Source organism: Kosakonia sp. H7A (assembly GCF_003028445.1).
In the GTDB taxonomy this organism is placed as follows: domain Bacteria; phylum Pseudomonadota; class Gammaproteobacteria; order Enterobacterales; family Enterobacteriaceae; genus Kosakonia; species Kosakonia radicincitans.
The window spans coordinates 15,785-34,469 of the sequence record NZ_PYTZ01000011.1; the positions used below are offsets into that span (position 1 = coordinate 15,785).

At 55.5% G+C, this 18,685-nt stretch carries 18 protein-coding genes; 12 read left to right on the plus strand and 6 right to left on the minus strand.

Annotated elements, in window-relative coordinates:
* Window positions 1-77 precede the first annotated feature (77 nt).
* From CWM66_RS24470 to CWM66_RS24480, 3 genes are all read left to right on the plus strand, one after another.
* Entirely contained in the window at window positions 78-929 is an 852-nt protein-coding gene (locus CWM66_RS24470; protein ID WP_007369213.1) for a helix-turn-helix domain-containing protein, read from the plus strand.
* A gap of 217 nt (window positions 930-1,146) precedes the next feature.
* Window positions 1,147-1,809, plus strand: coding sequence for a fructose-6-phosphate aldolase (gene fsa, locus CWM66_RS24475; protein WP_071921769.1), 663 nt, complete (start codon window positions 1,147-1,149; stop codon window positions 1,807-1,809).
* 11 nt (window positions 1,810-1,820) lie between these two features.
* Window positions 1,821-2,924, plus strand: coding sequence for a glycerol dehydrogenase (locus CWM66_RS24480; protein WP_007369215.1), 1,104 nt, complete (start codon window positions 1,821-1,823; stop codon window positions 2,922-2,924).
* A gap of 85 nt (window positions 2,925-3,009) precedes the next feature.
* Here the strand turns inward: CWM66_RS24480 and metF are convergent, their stop codons facing one another.
* The 3 genes from metF to metB form a co-directional block, all read right to left on the minus strand.
* Window positions 3,010-3,900, minus strand: coding sequence for a methylenetetrahydrofolate reductase (gene metF / locus CWM66_RS24485; protein WP_071921768.1), 891 nt, complete (start codon window positions 3,898-3,900; stop codon window positions 3,010-3,012).
* A 205-nt stretch (window positions 3,901-4,105) separates the two neighbouring features.
* Complete coding sequence (locus CWM66_RS24490; protein WP_107147435.1) at window positions 4,106-6,538, minus strand: bifunctional aspartate kinase/homoserine dehydrogenase II; 2,433 nt, start codon at window positions 6,536-6,538, stop codon at window positions 4,106-4,108.
* Between the two features lie 2 nt (window positions 6,539-6,540).
* On the minus strand, window positions 6,541-7,701 hold the full coding sequence (gene metB / locus CWM66_RS24495) for a cystathionine gamma-synthase (RefSeq protein ID WP_007369219.1): 1,161 nt from the start codon (window positions 7,699-7,701) through the stop codon (window positions 6,541-6,543).
* 263 nt (window positions 7,702-7,964) lie between these two features.
* Between metB and metJ the strand changes: the two genes are divergently transcribed.
* Entirely contained in the window at window positions 7,965-8,282 is a 318-nt protein-coding gene (metJ, locus tag CWM66_RS24500; protein ID WP_007369220.1) for a met regulon transcriptional regulator MetJ, read from the plus strand.
* 58 nt (window positions 8,283-8,340) lie between these two features.
* Here metJ and CWM66_RS28820 read toward each other — a convergent pair whose 3' ends face one another.
* Together CWM66_RS28820 and rpmE are read right to left on the minus strand one after the other, a co-directional pair.
* Window positions 8,341-8,550 carry a hypothetical protein gene (locus CWM66_RS28820; protein ID WP_143091392.1) on the minus strand — a complete coding sequence of 70 codons (210 nt, stop codon included), beginning with the start codon at window positions 8,548-8,550 and terminating at the stop codon, window positions 8,341-8,343.
* Window positions 8,551-8,585: 35 nt separating this feature from the next.
* Window positions 8,586-8,798, minus strand: coding sequence for a 50S ribosomal protein L31 (gene rpmE / locus CWM66_RS24505; RefSeq protein WP_007369223.1), 213 nt, complete (start codon window positions 8,796-8,798; stop codon window positions 8,586-8,588).
* A gap of 207 nt (window positions 8,799-9,005) precedes the next feature.
* On the opposite strand from rpmE, the gene priA reads away from it, so the two are divergent.
* The 7 genes from priA to rraA all read left to right on the plus strand — a co-directional run bounded on the left by priA (window position 9,006) and on the right by rraA (window position 16,981).
* The gene (gene priA, locus CWM66_RS24510) at window positions 9,006-11,198 is read left to right on the plus strand and encodes a primosomal protein N' (protein WP_071921767.1); all 2,193 of its coding nucleotides are present in this window, start codon (window positions 9,006-9,008) and stop codon (window positions 11,196-11,198) included.
* A gap of 124 nt (window positions 11,199-11,322) precedes the next feature.
* On the plus strand, window positions 11,323-12,348 hold the full coding sequence (gene cytR, locus CWM66_RS24515) for a DNA-binding transcriptional regulator CytR (RefSeq protein WP_071921766.1): 1,026 nt from the start codon (window positions 11,323-11,325) through the stop codon (window positions 12,346-12,348).
* Window positions 12,349-12,441: 93 nt separating this feature from the next.
* Window positions 12,442-13,443 carry a cell division protein FtsN gene (gene ftsN / locus CWM66_RS24520; protein WP_035889181.1) on the plus strand — a complete coding sequence of 334 codons (1,002 nt, stop codon included), beginning with the start codon at window positions 12,442-12,444 and terminating at the stop codon, window positions 13,441-13,443.
* Between the two features lie 92 nt (window positions 13,444-13,535).
* Window positions 13,536-14,066 carry an ATP-dependent protease subunit HslV gene (hslV, locus tag CWM66_RS24525; RefSeq protein WP_007369227.1) on the plus strand — a complete coding sequence of 177 codons (531 nt, stop codon included), beginning with the start codon at window positions 13,536-13,538 and terminating at the stop codon, window positions 14,064-14,066.
* A gap of 9 nt (window positions 14,067-14,075) precedes the next feature.
* Window positions 14,076-15,407, plus strand: coding sequence for an HslU--HslV peptidase ATPase subunit (hslU, locus tag CWM66_RS24530; RefSeq protein ID WP_007369228.1), 1,332 nt, complete (start codon window positions 14,076-14,078; stop codon window positions 15,405-15,407).
* 66 nt (window positions 15,408-15,473) lie between these two features.
* The gene (gene menA, locus CWM66_RS24535) at window positions 15,474-16,403 is read left to right on the plus strand and encodes a 1,4-dihydroxy-2-naphthoate polyprenyltransferase (RefSeq protein ID WP_107147437.1); all 930 of its coding nucleotides are present in this window, start codon (window positions 15,474-15,476) and stop codon (window positions 16,401-16,403) included.
* Between the two features lie 92 nt (window positions 16,404-16,495).
* Entirely contained in the window at window positions 16,496-16,981 is a 486-nt protein-coding gene (rraA, locus tag CWM66_RS24540; RefSeq protein ID WP_007369230.1) for a ribonuclease E activity regulator RraA, read from the plus strand.
* A gap of 172 nt (window positions 16,982-17,153) precedes the next feature.
* Here the strand turns inward: rraA and zapB are convergent, their stop codons facing one another.
* Window positions 17,154-17,399, minus strand: coding sequence for a septal ring assembly protein ZapB (zapB, locus tag CWM66_RS24545; protein WP_007369231.1), 246 nt, complete (start codon window positions 17,397-17,399; stop codon window positions 17,154-17,156).
* Between the two features lie 426 nt (window positions 17,400-17,825).
* Between zapB and CWM66_RS24550 the strand changes: the two genes are divergently transcribed.
* On the plus strand, window positions 17,826-18,674 hold the full coding sequence (locus CWM66_RS24550) for an MIP/aquaporin family protein (protein WP_079517136.1): 849 nt from the start codon (window positions 17,826-17,828) through the stop codon (window positions 18,672-18,674).
* Window positions 18,675-18,685: the final 11 nt, after the last annotated feature.

The window sequence follows — 18,685 nt, forward strand, 5'->3', positions numbered from 1 at the left end:
AAAAGGCCACACTTGCTGTGGCCTTTTTTTATGTCGCCAGCTAAGGTTGTTCCTTCGCCTGTCACGGAAGGGAAAGCATGAGCCACGACGTCAGCCATCTCATCTCCCGCCTGATCAACGGCCCGCTGCCGCTGCGTCAGGTCTGTTTTGCCGGAGTCACCGGTAGTGCGCCTGCGCTGGCCTGTCAGGTCGATTTTCCACGTCTGGAAATTGTGCTGGAAGGGTCGCTCATGGATGTCGGGATCGCCGGGGAAGCACCGTTGATGACGCAACATGACGTTCTGTATATTCCGGCTGGCGGCTGGAACTGGCAGCAATGGCAGGCGCCGGCCAGCACCTTAAGCGTACTGTTCGGCAAGCAGCAACTGAGCTTTACCGTGAATCAGTGGAATGGCGAAACCCTGCAAAACCTGGCGAAACAACATGTCGCACGCCGCGGTCCGCGCGTGGGTTCGTTCCTGCTGCAGACACTGCATGAAATGCAAATGCAGCCGCGCGAACAGCAAACCGCACGGCTGATTGTCACCAGCCTGCTCAGCCACTGCCACGATCTGCTCGGTAGCCATATCCAGACCGCTTCCCGCAGCGAAGCACTGTTCGAAGCCATTCGCAGCTATATCGACGAACATTACGCCAAGCCGCTCACGCGCGAATCAGTGGCGCAGGCGTTTTACATCTCGCCCAATTATCTTTCGCACCTGTTCCAGAAAACCGGCAGTCTCGGTTTTAACGAATACCTCAATCACACCCGGCTGGAGCATGCCAAAACGCTGCTCAAGGGCTACGACTTAAAAATCAAAGAAGTCGCGCACACCTGCGGTTTTGTAGACAGTAACTACTTCTGCCGCCTGTTCCGTAAAAATACCGAACGTTCCCCCTCCGAATACCGTCAGCAGTACCACAGCCATCTCAGCGAAAAACAGGATTGAGCCTGCGACACTGGATTTTTATACGTTAAAAATCGCATCACGCTGCGCAGAAAAGGCCTGACACCCCGCGTTTCATCGTGATACAGCGCAACTTGTGAGCCAAATCTCAATTCGCCGTGGAGCTTACATTTGTCCAGTGTTTGGCAGATTTGTTATATGGCGACCGCGTGGCAAGCGCTCGTATGCTGAGGTCAGAAACGTTATACGAGGAAGCACGATGGAACTCTATCTGGACACCGCCAACGTGGCGGAAGTTGAACGCCTGGCGCGAATTTATCCGCTCGCGGGTGTCACCACCAACCCCAGCATTATTGCCGCCGGGAAAACGCCGATATGGGATGTGTTGCCGCGTCTGCAAAACGCCATCGGCCCGGACGGAACGCTGTTTGCGCAGGTGATGAGCCGCGACGCGGAGGGCATGGTGTCTGAAGCCAGACGCTTCAACAGCGCCTTTCCCGGCATCGTGGTAAAAATCCCGGTCACAGCGGAAGGCCTTGCCGCCATCAAACAGTTGAAAAAAGAGAATATCGTCACCCTCGGCACCGCTGTCTACAGCGCCGCGCAGGGCTTACTCGCTGCCCTTGCCGGAGCAAAATATGTTGCGCCTTATGTCAACCGTGTTGATGCCCAGGGCGGCGATGGCATTCGCATGGTGCAGGAATTGCAAACGCTGCTGAAACTCCACGCGCCGCAAAGCAAAGTGCTGGCCGCCAGCTTCAAAACGCCGCGTCAGGCACTCGACTGCCTGCTCGCCGGATGTGAAGCAATCACGCTGCCATTAGATGTAGCGCAACAAATGCTCAATACGCCCGCAGTAGAGTCAGCAATAGAGAAGTTTGAGCAGGACTGGAAAACGGCTTTTGGCAACCTCAACCTGTAAGGAGGCAATATATGGATCGCATCATCCAGTCGCCAGGTAAGTACATCCAGGGTGCAGACGTCATCACCCGTCTCGGCGACTATCTCAAACCGCTGGCCGATCGCTGGCTGGTCGTGGGCGATAAATTTGTGCTTGGTTTTGCCCAGGAAACGCTGCAAAAAAGTCTGGCGGATGCCGGGCTGGCCTGTGAAGTTGTGCCATTCGGCGGCGAGTGTTCACAAAATGAAATTGACCGGCTGCGCGGCGTTGCGGAAAACGCTCACTGTGGCGCAGTGCTCGGTATTGGCGGCGGGAAAACACTGGATACCGCCAAAGCACTGGCGCACTTCATGCACGTTCCGGTGGCAATTGCGCCGACAATCGCTTCCACCGACGCGCCGTGCAGCGCGCTTTCGGTTATCTACACTGACAACGGTGAATTCGATCGCTATCTGTTACTTCCCAACAACCCGAACCGCGTGATTGTCGATACCAAAATCGTTGCCGGCGCACCGGCGCGGCTGCTGGCTGCGGGGATCGGCGATGCGCTCTCCACCTGGTTTGAAGCCCGCGCCTGCTCACGCAGCGGCGCAAAAACCATGGCCGGCGGGCAAAGCACACAATCTGCGCTGGCGCTGGCCGAGCTGTGCTACAACACGCTGCTGGAAGAGGGTGAAAAAGCCATGCTCGCGGCTGAACAGCATGTGGTAACGCCTGCGCTGGAGCGCGTGGTGGAAGCGAATACCTATCTGAGCGGCGTTGGCTTCGAGAGCGGCGGTCTGGCGGCTGCGCATGCCATCCACAACGGTTTAACCGCCCTTGCCGACGCGCACCACTACTATCATGGTGAGAAAGTGGCGTTCGGTACGTTGACGCAACTGGTGCTGGAAAACGCGCCGCTGGATGAGATCGAAACGGTTGCAGCGCTGTGCCACAACGTTGGTCTGCCGATCACGCTGGCGCAACTGGATATCAAAACGGATATTCCGGCGAAGATGCGCATCGTTGCCGAAGCAGCCTGTGCGGAAGGTGAAACCATCCACAACATGCCAGGCGGCGCAACGCCGGATCAGGTCTATGCCGCACTGCTGGTCGCTGACCAGTACGGACAGCGTTTCCTGGAAGAGTGGGAATAAGCGTTAACATACCCGGTAGAGCGAATATCCACCGGGCCTGTAAAGCAAAAGCCCGGAACGGTTGTTCCGGGCTTTTTATTTCAGGTTAGACGCCGGGGCGAACGCCCAGCGTGTGGCAAATCGCGTAGCTCATTTCCGCGCGGTTCAGCGTGTAGAAGTGGAAATCCTTCACCCCTTCGCGGCTCAAAATCTTCACCATATCCATCGCGATATTTGCTCCCACCAGCTTGCGGGTCTCGGCGTCATCATCCAGACCGTCGAACATTTGCGACATCCACGCCGGAATACGTACGTTGGTCATATCAGCGAATTTTTTCGCCTGCTTGAAGTTGGAAACCGGCAGAATACCCGGAACGATCTCCACATCAATGCCGGTCGCCGCGCAGCGATCGCGAAAGCGCAGGTAGCTTTCCACATCAAAAAAGAACTGGGTGATTGCACGGCTGGCGCCGGCATCCACCTTGCGCTTAAGGTTGAGCAGATCCGCCTGCGCGCTCTTCGCTTCCGGGTGTACTTCCGGGTAGGCGGCAACAGAGATATCGAAATCGGCAACCTCTTTTAACAGCGTCACCAGATCGGCGGCATACATATCCGGCTTACCGCCGCCCGGCGGTAAATCCCCGCGCAGCGCCACGATATGGCGGATGCCGTTATTCCAGTAATCCCGCGCGATCGCGCGCAGTTCATCGCGGGTGGCGTCAATGCAGGTCAGATGCGGTACGGCTTCCAGGCCGGTGCGCTCTTTGATGCCTTTGATTATGCTGTGAGTACGGTCGCGCTCGCCGGAGTTCGCGCCGTAAGTCACTGAAACGAATTTTGGCTTCAGGCTGCTCAGGCGATCGATGGAGTTCCATAAGGTTTGTTCCATTTCACTGGTGCGCGGCGGGAAAAATTCAAAGGAAACATTAATCTGGCCATGTACTTCCGCCAGGCTTTGATTCAGGGCTTCCCGCTGGTTGGCGTGAAAAAAGCTCATACCTTACCTCATCAATCGCATGTCATTGTCTGTTGTTTGTGAACTTCTATACGTTTAGACGTCCAGATGTAAAAATGACGGAATTTGCACAGGCCGTCAACCGGAAAATCATTATTCTGAGTGAGGAATGTTCAGCGAAGATGAAAAAAGTTCATGATGCGGGATGTAATGCCCTCTCCCCGCCGGGGAGAGGGTGAAGAGAAGATTACAGCAATTGCGCCAGACGGTTGATATCTGACTGGATAGCGCCAGCGGTGACATCACGCCCTGCGCCCGGCCCGCGAATGACCAGCGGATTATCGCGATACCAGCGGCTTTCAATGGCGAAGACGTTATCACCCGGCAGAACCGCCGCCAGCGGATGCTCCGGACGGACCGCTTCCACGCCTACACGTGCTTTGCCGTTCGCATCGAAACGCGCAACATAACGCAGCACAAGGCCCATTTCACTGGCGGCTTCCAGCCGCTGTACCATCTGTTCATTCAGTTCGTCGCCGTTTTCGAAGAAGTGATCCACCGAACCTTCTTCACAATGCGGTGGCACCAGCGATTCCACGCGAACCTGCTCAGGTTCGATGTCATAACCGGCTTCACGGGCGAGGATCACCAGCTTGCGCATCACATCTTTACCGGCGAGATCGACACGCGGATCCGGCTCAGTCAGCCCCTGCTGCCACGCCTGATCGACCAGGTCGGTAAACGGCACAGTACCGTCGAATTGCAGGAACAACCAGGAGAGGGTGCCGGAGAAGATACCGCTGATCGCCAGAATCGCATCGCCGCTATCGCGCAGATCGCGCACCGTATGGTTAACCGGCAATCCGGCGCCGACGGTAGCGTTGTACAGCCAGTGACGACCCGTCTTTTCAAACGCATCGTGGATCTGGCGATAATTATTGGTCGTGCTCGCCCCGGCCAGTTTGTTGGCGCTGATCACATGAAAACCGTGGCTGGCGAAATCCAGATACTGCCCGGCCAGTTGCTCGCTGGCGGTCACATCCAGTACGACCAGGTCGTCATACGGGTGAGCGCGCATCCACAGGAACAGCGACTCTTCATCCTGCTCGACGGCTTCATCATTGAAGAAAGCCAGCGCACGGCTGGCATCCAGCCCATCGTAATTCAGCAGGCTACGGCGGCTATCCACCACGCCGGCCAGCACAAATTCAAACCCGGTACGCGCCGAAAGCGCGCTCTGCTCGCGGGAGAACAACTCCAGCCAGCGGGAGCCGATATTTCCCTTGCCGAACAGCATCAGACCGATTCGTTTTTCCGCGCGGAACAGCGACTGGTGCAGCCCCTGAATCAGGCTCTCGGTCGGGCCAACGCGCAGTACAGCGACCAGGCTGATACCTTCGTCGGACTGCCAGATAAACTCAACCGGCTGGCCTTTCAGTTGCTGCCAGAAACGGTGGCTGTGCAACGGGTTACGGCATACGCCAGCACCGACCATCGCCACCAGCGCCAGCCCCTGACGCAGGCGTAATTCACCCGGCAGACCGGCTTCATCCAGCAGTTTAAAGACGCTGTCGACCACTTCCGAGGTGTAGCAGAGTTGCAGCAGATTACGGTCGGCATGAGCGCCCACCGCCAGCGGACGCGCCTGCGCGCGTTTGAGGAGCAGATCGATCTCTTTTTGCGCCAGTTTAAAATCCTGCCCGGCCGGAACGATAAACTCAATCAAACAGACATCATCGTGACTGGTCACGATGCGCGCGCCAGTGCCGGATGCCAGTACGCGTTCAATCCGCGTAGAGCCTTGATCCGGGTTATAGCTACAGCGCAATTGCAGATCGATATTGCTGCCGGAGACCGGTTGCAGCGTGCGGGCATGCAGTACCGGAGCGGCAAGACGCGCCAGTTCGCTGGCTTCATCGAGACGCAGCAGCGGCAGCAGACAGGCATCTTTCACTTTGCGCGGGTCGGCGCTATAGACACCGGCCACGTCGCTCCAGATGGTGACGCGGGAAACATCGCCCAGCGCGCCAATCTGCGTTGCTGAATAGTCAGAGCCGTTACGCCCCAGCAGCACCGTTTCACCCGCCTCATTACGGCTGATAAAACCGGTGACAACAATGCGTTTGCCTGGATGTTGCGCCAGCTTTTGCTGCAAAAGGGGATAAGACGCCCCTTCGTTCACCTGCGGCTGCGCCGAACGCTCGGCACGCAGAAAATCGCGGGCATCCAGCCAGGCCGCATCAAGGCCTTGCTGATTAAGTACGGCGGCCATCAAGCGCGCCGACCAGATTTCACCGTGGCCGACCACTTCCGCGTAAACCGCGTCGGTAATGCCGCCGTCGAGTAGCGCCGCCAGATATTCCAGATCGTGGATAAATTCGCTGGTCAGGCCATCGGCCACATCGGCGGGCAACAGCCCGCCAATCAAGTCACTTTGATAACGACGCAGGGATTGCTGAACCTGATGCGCAGAGAGCCTGTCAGTCTGGCTTAATTTCAGCCAGTTGATCAGCTGGTTGGTGGTGCTGCCTGCGGCGGAGACAACCATCATGTCGCCCGGTTGTGAATACTCCGCCATGATCCCTGCAACGCGGAGGTAACACTTCACATCCGCCAGACTACTGCCACCAAATTTGTGCAGCTGACGAGCCTTCGTCCCTGCCTGCGCAATCACACTCATGTTTACCCCTCAGCTGCGACCCGGAAGCCATTTTCCAGATCGGCAATTAAATCTTCACTATCTTCAATACCGGTCGAGATACGCAACAACGTTTCCGAGATCCCGGCAGCGGCGCGCGCTTCCGGTGCCATACCTGCGTGCGTCATGGTGGCGGCGTGGGAGATTAAACTTTCTACCCCACCTAATGATTCCGCCAGAGTAAACAGTGACAAACCGCTCAGGAAACGACGCAACGTTTGCTCGCCGCCATCCAGTTCAAAACTTAACATCGCGCCAAAGCCTTTTTGTTGACGCGCAGCAATCTCATGCCCCTGATTATCCGGCAGAGACGGGTGGTAAAGCTTTTTCACCAGCGGCTGAGTTTGCAGGAAATCGACAATCGCCTGTGCGTTACGCTGCGCCACTTCCATACGCGGCGACAACGTGCGCAGCCCGCGCAACAGCAAATAGCTGTCGAAGGCGCTACCGGTGACGCCAATATTATTCGCCCACCATGCCAGTTCGGTGACAGTCTCCGCGTCTTTTGCAATCACCACACCCGCCACCACATCGGAATGACCGTTGAGGTATTTTGTGCAGGAGTGCAGTACCAAATCGGCACCCAGCGCCAGCGGATTTTGCAACGCCGGGCTTAAGAAGGTGTTATCAACGACGCTAACTGCGCCCGCTTCACGCGCCAGTTGGCAGATTTTCGCAATATCCACGACGCGCAACAATGGGTTGCTTGGACTTTCTACCAGCACCAGTTTCGGTTTTTCCGCCAGCGCCGCTTTCAGTGCCTGTTCATCGCCCTGATCGACGAATTTCACCCGATAGCAACCGCGTTTCGCCAGACTGTCGAACAGGCGATAGCTGCCGCCGTAGCAATCATGCGGTGCAACCAGCAGATCGCCAGGCTTGAGGAAAACCGTGGTCACCAGATGAATCGCCGACATGCCGGTATTGGTCAACACCGCGCCAGCGCCCCCTTCCAGCTCCGCCAGCGCGCGCTGTACCACATCGCGCGTGGGGTTACCGCGACGCGAGTAGTCATGCGCGCGGGGTTCATTAAAACCGGTGAAATTATAGGTACTGGAGAGGTGAATTGGCGGGACAACGCAGCCATACTGCTCGTCATCGTTCAATCCGCTACGCACTGCAATGGTGGCCTGTTTACGCGTCATGGTGAAGGCTTCCTGGCTTAATGGATGAAAAATCTGACCACAGAGTAAACATTGAATAGATAGACGTCAATACATCTGGACATCTAAACTTCTTTGCGTATAGATTGAGCAAACGCGCAATAGCCGTTAAAATTATATGCTTTAGTGTGGGCGCGCAGAGCGATACACCGTGTCACTGTGATGACTCTACGGTAAACTACGCGGGATTACGGCCTGGGCTCGCCCGGGTTTAGACTAATGACTGAGAGGATTAAAGGTATCTCATGGCTGAATGGAGCGGCGAATATATCAGCCCATACGCTGAGCACGGCAAGAAGAGTGAGCAAGTAAAGAAAATTACGGTTTCCATTCCTCTTAAGGTGTTAAAAATCCTCACCGATGAACGTACCCGTCGTCAGGTGAACAACCTGCGTCACGCCACCAACAGCGAGCTGCTGTGCGAGGCATTCCTGCACGCGTTCACCGGTCAGCCTCTGCCGAACGATGAAGATCTGCGCAAAGAGCGCAGTGATGAAATCCCGGAAGAGGCAAAAGTGATTATGCGTGAACTGGGCATCGACCCGGATACATGGGAATACTGATTCAAAACAAAAGGGCGGAAGATATCTTCCGCCCTTTTTGCTTATGTCAGCTGCCCAATCAGAAGCGCGTCACTTCCGGGTGCACTTCTGCGAGAGAAAGCAGGTAAGACATAAATACATTTTTCATTGCCGTCAGCATCTCACGCCTCTTTTTTGCTCTGTTCACAGGACTGGAATGGCGAAAAGAATAGGTGCGTTTTTTAATCAGAACAATATTTTCGTGATTCATTTCACAAAAATATCCCCCTCCGGCAAACGGCAGAGACAAAAAAAGCGCCTCGCGGCGCTTTTTTCTTTGGCAACTTATTTGCTGCCCGGGATGCTGAAGCGTTTGTTGAAACGCTCAACACGACCACCGGTATCAACAACACGTTGTTTACCAGTAAAGAACGGGTGGCATTTGCCGCACACGTCCAGGTTCAGGTCGTGGCCCACGGTGGAGTGGGTTTTGATCACATTACCGCAAGAACAGGTTGCAGTAATCGCAACGTAATTCGGGTGAATACCTTTTTTCATGGGAAACCTCAGTTTAAGGCCGCGTCGCTCTTCCAGCCCTAACGCCAGACACCACGCGAGTTAAATAATAAGTGTATCTTTGGCGCGCTAAATCCGCACTAAAGGCGGCGAATCATACAGAAATTAACCAGCACATGCAAACTGATCCGCTCGTCCGTAGCAACAATGTGTATACTAACCCGCCAGTTTTCAAGTCAGGAAGATGAGATGCCCGTCGCCCACGTTGCGCTGTCTGTACCCTTGCCCCGCACCTTTGATTATCTGTTGCCGGACGACATGATCGCCCGCGCAGGTTGTCGCGTGCGCGTGCCGTTCGGTACTCAGCAACGCGTTGGCATTGTGGTGGCGGTCAGCGATAAAAGCGAGCTGCCGCTTACCGAGCTGAAGCAGGTAGAAGAAGTGCTCGACAGCGAGCCCGCGTTTTCACCCGCCGTCTGGCGTCTGTTGTTATGGGCAGTTGACTATTACCATCATCCGATTGGCGATGTGCTGTTCAACGCCCTTCCCGTTCTGTTACGCCAGACAAAAACTGCCAGCGCAGAGTTTCAGGGCTACTGGTTCGCCACTGAGCAGGGCCAGGCGACGGACATTAATCGCGTAAAGTCGGCAAAGCAGCAGCAGGCGCTTTCGGCTCTGCGTAAAGGTAAAATCTGGCAGCACCAGTTGGCAGCGCTGGATCTGAAAAGCGTCACTCTGCAGGCGCTGCGCGCCAAAGGGCTGGCGGAGATGAGCAGCGAAACGCCGACGTTCAGCGACTGGCGCAGCCAGTTCTCCGTCAGCGGCGACAGGCTGCGGCTGAACACAGAGCAGGCCACTGCCGTCGGCGCGATTCACAGCGCGGCCGATCAATTCTCTGCCTGGCTGCTGGCAGGCGTCACGGGTTCCGGTAAGACCGAAGTCTATTTAAGCGTACTGGAAAATGTGCTGGCGCAGGGGAAACAGGCACTGGTGATGGTGCCGGAGATTGGCCTGACGCCGCAAACCATCGCCCGTTTTCGCGAGCGCTTTAACGCGCCGGTCGAAGTGCTGCATTCAGGCCTGAACGACAGTGAACGTCTTACCACATGGCAAAAAGCGAAAAACGGCGAGGCGGCAATTGTTATCGGCACGCGCTCATCGCTGTTCACACCGTTTAAAAACCTCGGCGTGATCGTTATCGATGAAGAGCACGACAGCTCCTATAAACAGCAGGAAGGCTGGCGCTATCACGCGCGGGATCTGGCGGTCTATCGCGCCCATAGCGAACAGATCCCCATCATTCTCGGCTCAGCGACTCCCGCGCTGGAGACCTTATATAATGTGCGGGCGCGAAAATACCGACTGCTGCGCCTGACGCGCCGCGCCGGTAGCGCGCGCCCGGCAACACAACATGTTCTGGATATGAAAGGCCAGCAGTTGCAGGCCGGATTAGCGCCCGCGCTCATCAACCGCATGCGCCAGCATTTGCAGGCAGGCAACCAGGTAATTCTGTTTCTTAACCGCCGGGGGTTCGCTCCGGCACTGCTGTGCCATGACTGCGGCTGGATAGCAGAGTGCCCGCGTTGCGATCACTACTACACCTTTCACCAGGCGCAGCAGCATTTGCGCTGCCACCATTGCGATAGCCAGCGCCCGGTACCGCGCCAGTGCCCCTCCTGCGGTTCCACGCACCTGCTGCCCGTCGGTTTAGGAACTGAGCAACTGGAACAGGCGCTTGCGCCGCTGTTCCCTGGCGTGCCGGTGTCGCGCATTGACCGCGATACCACCAGCCGCAAAGGCGCGTTGGAGCAGCACCTGGCGGAAGTTCATCGCGGCGGCGCGCGGCTCCTGATTGGCACGCAGATGCTGGCGAAAGGCCATCACTTTCCGGATGTGACGTTGGTTGCCTTGCTGGATGTCGATGGCGCACTCTTTTCTGCGGATTTCCGTGCGGCGGAACGGTTCGCTCAGCTCTATACCCAGGTGTCGGGCCGCGCCGGGCGCGCCGGAAAGCAGGGCGAAGTGGTGCTGCAAACCCACCATCCTGAGCATCCTTTGCTGCAAACTTTGCTGCATAAAGGTTATGACACCTTTGCAGAACAGGCGCTGGCCGAACGGCAAACGCTGCAACTGCCGCCGTGGACCAGCCACGTGTTGATCCGCGCAGAAGATCAGAACAATCAGTTCGCTCCGCTGTTCCTGCAACAGTTGAAAAACTTACTGCAAGCCAGCCCGCTGGCGGATAATCAATTGTGGATCCTCGGCCCGGTTCCGGCGCTGGCAGCGAAGCGCGCCGGACGCTATCGCTGGCAGATCCTGCTGCAACACCCTTCCCGCATTCGCTTACAACATATTGTCAGCGGCGCGCTGGCATTGATTAACACGCTGCCCGATGCACGGCGGGTTAAATGGGTGCTGGATGTCGATCCCATTGAGAGTTGAGGTTGCGATCGGCGGCATAAAATTCAACTTTCATCACACTTTTCATGAAAATTCTGTAACCGCTGCGCCTAACTATCTGATAAAAATGTGACTACGCTTGCGCCGTGCATGCGAGGAGAACAAGTTGAAACCCAAAAATCAGGTTGCAGCAGCGACCATGAAAGATGTTGCCATGAAAGCAAAGGTTTCTACGGCAACCGTATCCCGTGCATTAATGAATCCGGAAAAAGTGTCGCAGACGACCCGTAATCGGGTTGAGCAAGCCGCCATGGAAGTGGGTTATTTACCCCAGTCGATGGGACGTAACGTCAAGCGAAACGAATCCCGCACTTTGTTGGTGATTGTGCCGGATATCTGCGATCCCTTTTTCAGCGAAATCATTCGCGGTATCGAAGTTACCGCAGCCGAACACGGCTATCTGGTACTGATTGGCGACTGCGCCCACCAGAATCAGCAAGAAAAAACCTTTATCGATCTGATCATTACCAAGCAAATCGACGGCATGCTGCTGTTAGGTTCACGCCTGCCGTTCGACGCCAGTATTGAAGAGCAGCGCAATTTGCCGCCGATGGTCATGGCGAATGAATTTGCTCCTGAGCTGGAGCTGCCTACCGTACACATTGATAACCTGACCGCCGCTTTTAACGCCGTCAATTATCTACAGGAACAGGGGCACCATCTGATTGGCTGTATTGCCGGGCCGGAAGAGATGCCATTGTGCCACTACCGCTTGCAGGGTTATGTGCAGGCGCTGCGCCGCTCAGGAACGACTGTCGATCCGCACTATATTGCGCGCGGTAATTTTACCTTTGAAGCCGGAGCGCACGCGCTGGAACAGCTTCTGGCGCTGCCCAAGCCGCCAACGGCGGTGTTCTGCCATAGCGACGTTATGGCGCTGGGTGCACTGTCGCTCGCCAAACGTCGGGGGTTGAAAGTACCGGACGACTTATCGATTATCGGTTTTGATAACATTTCACTGGCAGAGTACTCTGACCCGCCGCTAACCACCGTTGCGCAGCCGCGCTATGAAATTGGCCGGGAATCGATGCTGCTCCTGCTGGAACAACTGCAAGGTCATAACGTCAATAGCGGATCGCGCCTGCTGGATTGCGAATTGATCCTGCGCGGCAGTACCCGGGCGATTACGTAAATACCTGGCTTTAAGACACCCCCTTCTGGTCAAAAGCCCGTCGCTTAAGTAACATGGCGGGCTGATAAACGATATAAATACAGCGAAACGATAGTGGCACAACGAGATTATGTACGCCGCGGCCAGCCGGCTCCTGCGCGGCGAAAAGCGAGCAACTCAAGGAAAAAGCAACGCAGCAGGTCTGCGGTCTCTCCAGCCATGGTCGCCATCGCGGCCGCCGTGCTGGTCGCCTTTATCGGTGGTCTGTACTTTATTACGCACCACAAAAAAGAAGAATCCGAATCGCTACAAAATCAAAAGGTCACCGGTAACGGCCTGCCGCCGAAGCCGGAAGAGCGCTGGCGCTACATTAAAGAGCTGGAAAGCCGTCAGCCAGGCGTGCTTGCGCCTACTGAACCTTCTGCAGGCGGCGAAGTGAAAAACCCGGATCAACTGACAGATGAACAGCGCCAGCTGTTAGCGCAGATGCAGGCGGATATGCGCCAGCAGCCGACGCAGCTTAATGAAGTGCCGTGGAACGAACAGACGCCGGAACAACGTCAGCAAACGTTGCAGCGCCAGCGCCAGGCTCAGCAGCAGCAACAACCGCAGTGGACGCAAACGCAGCCGGTACAGCAGCCGCGTACGCAGACGCGTGTGGTGGAACAACCGGTGCAGCAACAACCGGCGCGGACAACGGCCACTGCGCCGCGTCAAACACAGACGCAAACGCAGCAGCAGCCGAAAGCCGCCGCAACATCGCAGCCGTATCAGGATCTGTTGCAAACGCCGCCGCATACCACCGCAGCACAGCCGAAAGCGCAGCAAGCTGCGCCGATAACACGTGAGGCGGAAGCGCCGAAAACGCAAACGGCGGAGAAAAAAGATGACCGCCGCTGGATGATCCAGTGCGGTTCGTTTAAAGGCCAGGAGCAGGCAGAAACCGTTCGCGCCCAGCTGGCGTTCGAAGGGTTTGATTCACGTATCACCAGCAACAACGGCTGGAACCGCGTGGTACTTGGCCCGGTGAAAGGCAAAGAGAATGCTGATTCCACCATTAGCCGTCTGAAAATGGCGGGTCATACAAACTGTATCCGTCTCGCCTCCGGGGGTTGAAACCCCCGAAATCCCCCCCATCTATAATTGCATTCTGCCCCGTACGCTGTGCGGGGCGCTGTATTCTGCATTTGTAACCAAGGGGTCTGCTCGTGACAACAATCGTAAGCGTACGCCGTAACGGCCATGTCGTTATTGCCGGTGATGGCCAGGCCACACTGGGTAATACCGTAATGAAGGGCAACGTGAAAAAAGTCCGCCGCCTGTATAACGACAAAGTTATCGCAGGTTTTGCCGGTGGTACGGCCGATGCCTTCACTTTGTTCGAACTCTTCGAACGCAAACTGGAAATGCACCAGGGCCATCTGGTGAAAGCGGCTGTCGAGCTGGCAAAGGACTGGCGCACCGATCGCATGCTGCGCAAGCTGGAAGCGCTGCTGGCGGTGGCAGATGAGAACGCGTCGCTGATCATCACCGGTAATGGTGATGTGGTTCAGCCGGAAAATGACCTGATCGCTATCGGTTCCGGTGGGCCATACGCCCAGGCCGCAGCCCGTGCGTTACTGGAAAATACCGAGCTTGGCGCGCGTGAAATCGCTGAGAAGGCGTTGGATATTGCAGGCGATATCTGCATTTACACCAACCACTTCCATACCATCGAAGAATTACCCTCTAAAGCGTAAGGATCTCCCATGTCTGAAATGACCCCACGCGAAATTGTCAGCGAACTGGACAAACATATTATCGGCCAGGACGCGGCTAAGCGTTCTGTGGCAATCGCCTTGCGTAACCGCTGGCGCCGTATGCAGCTTGATGAAGAGCTGCGTCACGAAGTGACACCAAAAAATATTCTGATGATCGGCCCGACCGGCGTCGGTAAAACCGAAATTGCGCGTCGTCTGGCGAAACTGGCTAACGCGCCGTTTATCAAAGTTGAAGCGACCAAGTTCACCGAAGTGGGCTATGTCGGGAAAGAAGTGGATTCTATCATCCGCGATCTGACCGATTCCGCAGTGAAAATGGTACGTATCCAGTCGATCGAGAAAAACCGCTACCGCGCCGAAGAGTTGGCCGAAGAGCGTATTCTCGACGTACTGATCCCACCGGCGAAAAACAACTGGGGACAACCGGAGCAATCCGCTGAACCTTCAGCTGCGCGCCAATCCTTCCGCAAAAAACTGCGCGAAGGCCAGCTCGACGATAAAGAGATTGAAATCGATCTCGCTGCTGCACCGATGGGCGTAGAGATCATGGCGCCTCCGGGCATGGAAGAGATGACCAATCAGTTGCAGTCCATGTTCCAGAACCTGGGCGGGCAGAAGCAGAAACCGCGTAAGCTGAAAATTAAAGACGCGATGAAGCTGCTGATTGAAGAAGAAGCCGCGAAGCTGGTCAACCCGGAAGAGTTGAAACAGGACGCTATCGAAGCCGTTGAGCAGCACGGGATCGTGTTTATCGACGAAATCGACAAAATCTGTAAGCGCGGCAATACCTCCGGGCCGGACGTTTCCCGCGAAGGTGTACAGCGCGACCTGCTGCCGCTGGTGGAAGGCTGCACCGTCTCAACCAAGCACGGCATGGTGAAAACCGATCACATTCTGTTTATCGCCTCCGGCGCGTTCCAGGTTGCCAGCCCGTCGGATCTGATCCCGGAATTGCAGGGCCGTCTGCCGATTCGCGTTGAATTGAAGGCGTTAACGACGGAAGATTTCGAGCGCATTCTGACCGAGCCAAACGCGTCTGTGACGGTACAGTACAAAGCACTGATGGCGACCGAAGGCGTGAATATCGAATTTACTGACGACGGCATCAAACGCATTGCGCAGGCAGCCTGGCAGGTGAACGAAACCACGGAAAACATCGGCGCCCGCCGTTTGCATACCGTGCTGGAACGCCTGATGGAAGACATCTCCTACGACGCCAGCGATCTGGGCGGTAAGACCATTATCATCGATGCCGACTATGTAAGTAAGCACCTTGATGCTTTAGTGGCAGATGAAGATCTGAGCCGTTTTATCCTATAATCCCGTTCACAACGTTTTCATCACATTCGATGGGGGCTTATGCCCCCATTTTTGTTGGCGTAATTTATGAACGAAACGCAATCTCTGAGCCTTACTCAGGCCTGGCTGGAAAGCCTGCGACCTAAAACATTACCGCTGGCATTCGCGGCCATTGTCGTGGGCACCGTGCTGGCGTGGTGGCAGGGTTATTTTGATCCGCTGGTCGCCGTGCTCGCATTGATCACCGCTGGCCTGCTACAAATCCTCTCCAACCTTGCCAATGATTACGGCGATGCAGTGAAGGGCAGCGATAAACCGGATCGCATTGGGCCGCTGCGCGGTATGCAGAAAGGTGCTATCTCACTCGCGCAAATGAAACGAGCGCTGATTATCGTGATTGTGCTGAGCTGCATTTCCGGGCTGTTGCTGGTGACAGCAGCAACCCAGACGCTGGCGGATTTTATCGGTTTCCTCGTGCTCGGCGGCCTGTCGATCATTGCGGCGATTACCTACACCATTGGTAAGCGCCCGTATGGCTATCTCGGCCTTGGCGATATCTCAGTGCTGATTTTCTTTGGCTGGCTGAGCGTGATGGGAAGCTGGTATCTACAAACGCATATGCTGATCCCGGCGGTTATCCTGCCCGCCACGGCCTGCGGCCTGCTGGCGACTGCTGTATTGAATATCAATAACTTGCGTGATATCAACAGCGACCGCGAGAACGGCAAAAACACGCTGGTGGTGCGTTTAGGGCCAATCAACGCCCGCCGTTATCACGCCAGCTTGCTGATCGGCGCGCTGCTGTGCCTGGCGCTGTTCAACCTGCTGTCATTGCATAGTCTGTGGGGATGGTTATTTCTCCTTGCAGCACCGCTACTTATCAAACAAGCGCGCTTTGTGTTGCGCGAACGCGATCCGCGCGCTATGCCGCCAATGCTTGAACGTACGGTAAAAGGCGCATTGCTTACTAACTTATTGTTTGTTATTGGAATAATTCTCAGCCAGACACACCTTTAACTGATTAATGTCAATTAACAATTGATGATTTTGCCAACAGTGCGGGATGCGCGATATACTAACGTTTCTCGCATCAACTGAACGTTAATCCTATGAAATACGATACTTCTGAGCTTTGTGACATCTACCAGGAAGAGATCAACGTTGTAGAGCCGCTATTCTCTAATTTTGGCGGTCGGTCGTCTTTTGGCGGACAAATCATCACGGTGAAATGTTTCGAGGATAACGGGTTGCTGTACGATCTGCTCGAACAAAATGGCCGTGGTCGCGTCCTGCTGGTCGACGGCGGCGGTTCTATGCGTCGCGCGTTAATCGACGCCGATCTCGCACGCACTGCGGTGCAAAACGAGTGGGAAGGCATTGTGGTTTATGGTGCTGTGCGCCAGGTTGACGATCTGGAAGAGCTGGATATCGGCATCCAGGCTATTGCCGCTATTCCGGTTGGCGCAGCAGGTGAAGGCATTGGTGAAAGCGACGTGCGCGTCAATTTCGGCGGCGTCACCTTCTTCTCTGGCGACCATCTGTATGCTGACAATACCGGCATTATCCTTTCCGAAGATCCCCTCGATATCGAGTAAAAAAAAGGGCGCCATCAGGCGCCCTTCTTCTTTTGCGTCAGACAACGCTTCGCTTATCCGATCCGAACGATTTCATGTTGTAGCAAGGCGGCAAGCAAATGAATTCCCGGCAGCACAGATAGCCTGACCGGAGTGAATGCGCGCAGCCAACACCGTGAAAGATAAAGCGTAATCAGACTTCTTCCATGCGGCCCAGCAGCGCCTGCAAACGCTCCTGCCAGCCATGCTGCTGCTCTTTCAGCTGGTTGTTTTCGCGCTCCAGCTCTTCGCGGCTATGCTGTGCAGCCTGAACGTCCTGCGCCAGACTATTGTTCTTTTCTTTCAGCTCTTCGATTTCCATCTGCAACAGCGTGATGGTATCAATCGCCTGCTGCACTTTCGCTTCCAGTTTCTCGAATACTTCTAATGACATTGTCATACCTCTCCTGAGTTGCAAGGCGTTGATAGGTAAATCTTCGTCCCTAATACCGGCGACGCCTTAATAAAAATGAGCGCATTTCGCTTGCCTCCGATTGTATGAATCACGCCAGCCCCTGTCCAGCGCGGAGCCGCGCTGTTTGCGCTTTGCAACACTTTTCGTCCTCATCCTGGTGCAACAGCGGTGCCCGTCTCTAAATTGTTAAGAGTGAAGTTACAAAAATGATTCAGCTCACATTTCGATATGGTACAAAAACACCCCAATTCGCGCGAAAACGCTCATTTTATTGACGCAGTACACACATTTTAATTTCGATATTTCTCGTTTTTGCTCGTTAACGATAAATTAACACTATGTCTACACGACATCATGGGAGACGTTGGCCCCATGCTAACAATAACCATTACTCTTTAGCAGGATCCGATTATGAGTCAGACATCAACCTTAAAAGGCCAGTGCATCGCCGAGTTTCTCGGAACCGGGTTGTTGATTTTTTTCGGTGTCGGGTGTGTCGCAGCGCTGAAAGTGGCAGGTGCCACCTTCGGCCAGTGGGAAATCAGCATCATCTGGGGTCTTGGCGTGGCTATGGCCATCTACCTGACTGCAGGGGTTTCCGGCGCGCATCTTAACCCCGCGGTAACGATCGCACTATGGCTCTTCGCCAGTTTTGACGGGCGCAAAGTAGCTCCCTTCATCATTTCGCAGTTTGCCGGCGCGTTTTGCGCAGCGGCGCTTGTTTACGGGCTTTACTACAATCTTTTCCTCGACTTCGAACATACGCACAATATGGTGCGCGGCAGCGTCGAAAGTCTTGATTTAGCAGGTATCTTTTCAACCTACCCTAACCCGCACATCAACTTTGTGCAGGCTTTCGCAGTTGAAATGGTCATTACCGCTGTTCTGATGGGCGTCATCATGGCGCTGGGTGATGATGGCAATGGCATTCCACGCGGGCCGCTGGCCCCCCTGCTGATTGGTCTGCTGATTGCGGTTATCGGCGCGTCAATGGGGCCACTGACCGGCTTTGCCATGAACCCGGCGCGTGATATTGGCCCGAAAACCTTCGCCTGGCTGGCAGGCTGGGGCGACGTCGCCTTTACCGGCGGCAAAGATATTCCCTACTTCCTCGTCCCGCTGTTCGGGCCGATCGTAGGCGCGGCGCTCGGTGCGTTCGGTTATCGTAAACTGATTGGCCGCCATCTGCCGTCAGGAACCAGTGAGGCGGCGGAAGAAAAAGGCACTGCCTCAACGACTCAACAAAAAGCTTCGCTGTAATGTGACTACGG